Origin of the sequence: Dietzia sp. DQ11-44 (assembly GCF_014145205.1) — a bacterium.
GTDB lineage: Bacteria > Actinomycetota > Actinomycetes > Mycobacteriales > Mycobacteriaceae > Dietzia > Dietzia natronolimnaea.
In genome coordinates this window covers 1-2,458 of record NZ_JAALEC010000111.1, presented here as the reverse complement: position 1 = coordinate 2,458, position 2,458 = coordinate 1, and the positions used below count along the sequence as shown (strand labels likewise).

Here is a 2,458-nt window from a genome sequence, read left to right as displayed (position 1 = left end):
GCTCGTGCGGGACTGGCTGGAGCACGGTGACCTCTCCTCGTGCCTGCCGGGGGGAGAGAGCGCGCTGGACGTGCAGGAACGCGCGATGCCGTTGGTGACGGAGCTCCGCGAGAGCCACCTCGACAACGGTATCGACGTGGTGTTGGTGGTGCACGGCACCCTCATGCGGATGATCGCGGTGTTCGCCGGCGCCGTCCCCTCACAGTGGGCGCTGGTCAACCGGATCCCCAACTGCGGGGTCATCGAGTTGGCGCCGGACCGCGGTGGGTGGTCCTGTGAGCGGTGGGGCGACCACCTCGGACGCCCGCCGTTCTGACCGGCGGTGCGCCGGGCCGACCACCTTTCGCGCCCCGTCCTCCCCTCTGTTCGTGAACTGACCACTCCGACCAGAAGTCGCGCTCTAGTGTCAGACCCACCATGACCCTCAGCCCCGACATCCTCGCCGTCGCCCTCAAGACCGCGACGTCGTACGTCGTCAACGCGATCGAGGTCCTGCGTTTCGGCGGTCTCCAGACCGACGAGGAGTTCTCGCCGTTCGAGATCGCCACCCGTCGGCCGATGTTCCGGCTGCGCCGCTACTACGCGCCGGTGGCGGGGGTCGCGGAGCACGGACGTGTCGGCGGTGATGCGGAAGAGAGACCGCGCCCGCCGATCGTGCTCGTGCCCCCCATGATGATCTCCGCCGACGTCTGGGACGTCTCCCCGTCGACGAGCGCGGTGGCCGCGCTGCACGCGGCCGGCATGGATCCCTGGGTGATCGACTTCGGCTCCCCGGACCTCGAGGACGGCGGACTCGAACGCACCCTCACCGACCACGTGGTCGCCGTGAGCGACGCCGTCGACCTCGTCACCGCGGCCACGGGTCGCTCGGTGCATCTCGCCGGGTACAGCCAGGGTGGCATGTTCTGCTATCAGGCCGCGGCATACCGGCGCTCGCGCGACCTCGAGAGCGTCGTGACGTTCGGCGCGCCCGTCGACGTCCGCGGTAACGCCCCGCTCGGCGTACCCGAGGACCTGATCGTGAACGTCGCCCGCTTCGTCGCCGACCACGTCTTCAGCGATCGCTCGCTCCCCGGGTGGATGGCCTCGGCCGGGTTCCGTCTGCTCGACCCGATCAAGACCGCGCGTGCGCAGGTGGGTTTCCTTCGTCAACTCCACGACCGCGAGGCGCTGATCGGACACGAGCGGCAGCGCCGCTTTCTCGGCGGCGAGGGATTCGTCGCGTGGTCCGGACCGGCGATCGTCGACGTGCTCCACCAGGTGATCATCCAGAATCGGATGATGGTCGGCGGCTTCGTCGTCGGAGATCACGTCGTGTCCCTGGCCGACATCACCTGTCCCGTCCTCGCGGTGCTCGGGGAAGTCGACGAGATCGGCGTCCCGGCGGGCGTCCGGAAGATCGCGGCCGTCGCCCCCGGCGCGGACGTCTTCGAGTTCCCGGTCCGCGCCGGGCATTTCGGACTCGTCGTCGGCTCGACCGCCTCCTCGCTGACATGGCCTGCCGTCGCCGACTGGATCGACTGGAGAGAAGGCACCGGAGATCGTCCGAAGGGCATCGTCGAGGTCGGGCCCGACTCCGGTGGTGACCCGTCTCCGGGCACGGCGGTGATGCTCGCGACGGAAGGGGCGACGCAGATCGCCGGGGTGGGGGTCGGTGTGGTGCGCGGTGCCGGCCACCTCGCCGTGGGCACTCTGCGGACGACGCGGGCCCTGGGATACGAGGCGCTGCACGCCGCGCCGCGCCTGGTGCGACTGGGGCAGATCCAGACGGGGACACGCATCTCGTTCGCCAAGATCATGGCCGAGCGTGCGCGGACGCAGCCTGATGACGCGTGCTTCCTGTTCTCCGACCGCGTCCACACGTACTCGGCCGTCGACGCCCGGATCACGAACGTGGTGAGGGGGATGATCGAGGTCGGGGTGCGCCAGGGCGACCACATCGGTGTGCTCATGGAGACCCGGCCCTCGGCGCTGGTCGCGATCGCCGCGCTGTCGCGTCTCGGCGCCGTGGCCGTGGCGTTGCCCCCGTCCCGGGATCTGGCCGAACTGTTGACGCTCAGTTCCGTGTCCGAGGTGGTCGTCGACCCGGAGCACGCCGCCAGGGTCACCGACGCCGGGGCGCGGGCGCTCGTCCTCGGCGGCGGCGCGGACCGCGACCTGCCCGGAGACCTCGGCGCAGGGCTGGTCGACCTCGAACGCATCGACCCCGATGCGGTCGAGCTGCCCCGCTGGTACGTGCCGGACCCCGGCCGCGCCGGCGACCTCGCCTTCGTCGTCTTCACCCGCTCGACGGGAGCATGGCAGACCAAGCTCGTGACCAACCACCGGTGGGCGCTCTCCGCGTTCGGCACCGCCAGCGCCGCGCGCCTGACCGCCGCGTCGACGGTGTACTGCCTCAGTCCACTCCATCACCCGTCCGGTCTGCTCACCGCCGTCGGCGGGGCCGTGGCCGCCGGGA

Annotated in this window: 2 protein-coding genes; both read left to right on the top strand. The window is 70.9% G+C overall.

Annotation, left to right across the window (positions count from 1 at the left end; translation table 11 throughout):
- A partial coding sequence (locus G6018_RS03390) for a histidine phosphatase family protein (RefSeq protein WP_182638720.1) occupies positions 1-316 on the top strand: 316 nt, incomplete at its 5' end.
- 101 nt (positions 317-417) lie between these two features.
- On the top strand, positions 418-2,458 hold a 2,041-nt coding region (locus tag G6018_RS03385), incomplete at its 3' end, for an AMP-binding protein (protein ID WP_182638719.1).